Origin of the sequence: Variovorax sp. N23, from assembly GCF_025486315.1 — a bacterium.
GTDB lineage: Bacteria > Pseudomonadota > Gammaproteobacteria > Burkholderiales > Burkholderiaceae_C > Variovorax.
Window position 1 is genome coordinate 1 of the sequence record NZ_JAOOPY010000043.1, and the last position, 1,196, is coordinate 1,196.

The window sequence follows — 1,196 nt, forward strand, 5'->3', positions numbered from 1 at the left end:
GAAAATGGCAAAAGGTAAATTCACCCGCACCAAGCCGCACGTGAACGTGGGCACGATCGGTCACGTTGACCATGGCAAGACGACGCTGACGGCGGCGATCGCAACGGTGCTGTCGGCCAAGTTCGGCGGCGAAGCCAAGAACTACGCCGACATCGACGCTGCGCCCGAAGAAAAGGCCCGCGGCATCACGATCAACACCGCGCACGTCGAGTACGAAACGGCCAACCGCCATTACGCCCACGTCGACTGCCCCGGCCACGCCGACTATGTGAAGAACATGATCACCGGCGCCGCCCAGATGGACGGCGCGATCCTGGTGTGCTCGGCCGCCGACGGCCCGATGCCCCAGACCCGCGAGCACATCCTGCTGGCGCGCCAGGTGGGTGTGGGCTACATCATCGTGTTCCTGAACAAGTGCGACATGGTCGACGACGCCGAACTGCTCGAGCTGGTCGAAATGGAAGTGCGCGAGCTGCTGGACAAGTACGAATTCCCGGGCGATGCCACCCCCATCATCCACGGCTCGGCCAAGCTTGCCCTCGAAGGCGACAAGGGCCCGCTGGGTGAACAAGCCATCATGAAGCTGGCCGACGCGCTGGACACCTACATCCCGACGCCCGAGCGTGCCATCGACGGCGCGTTCCTGATGCCGGTGGAAGACGTGTTCTCGATCTCGGGCCGCGGCACGGTCGTGACCGGCGCCGTCGAGCGCGGCATCATCAAGGTCGGTGAGGAAATCGAGATCGTCGGCATCCGCCCGACCGTCAAGACCACCTGCACCGGCGTGGAAATGTTCCGCAAGCTGCTCGACCAAGGTCAGGCTGGCGACAACGTGGGCGTGCTGCTGCGCGGCACCAAGCGCGAAGACGTCGAGCGCGGCCAGGTGCTGTGCAAGCCCGGTTCGATCAAGCCGCACGTGCACTTCACCGCCGAGGTGTATGTGCTGAGCAAGGACGAAGGCGGCCGTCACACGCCGTTCTTCAACAACTACCGTCCGCAGTTCTACTTCCGCACGACGGACGTGACCGGCGCGATCGAGCTGCCCAAGGACAAGGAAATGGTCATGCCTGGCGACAACGTCAGCATCACCGTGAAGCTGATCAACCCGATCGCCATGGAAGAAGGTCTGCGCTTCGCCATTCGCGAAGGCGGCCGTACCGTGGGTTCGGGCGTCGTGGCCAAGATCCTCGACATCT

Annotated in this window: 1 protein-coding gene; it reads left to right on the plus strand. The window is 63.8% G+C overall.

Annotated features, from left to right (window positions below; all coding sequences use genetic code 11):
* Window positions 1-4: 4 nt before the first annotated feature.
* On the plus strand, window positions 5-1,196 hold a 1,192-nt coding region (gene tuf, locus N8A90_RS25370; RefSeq protein WP_262078056.1), incomplete at its 3' end, for an elongation factor Tu.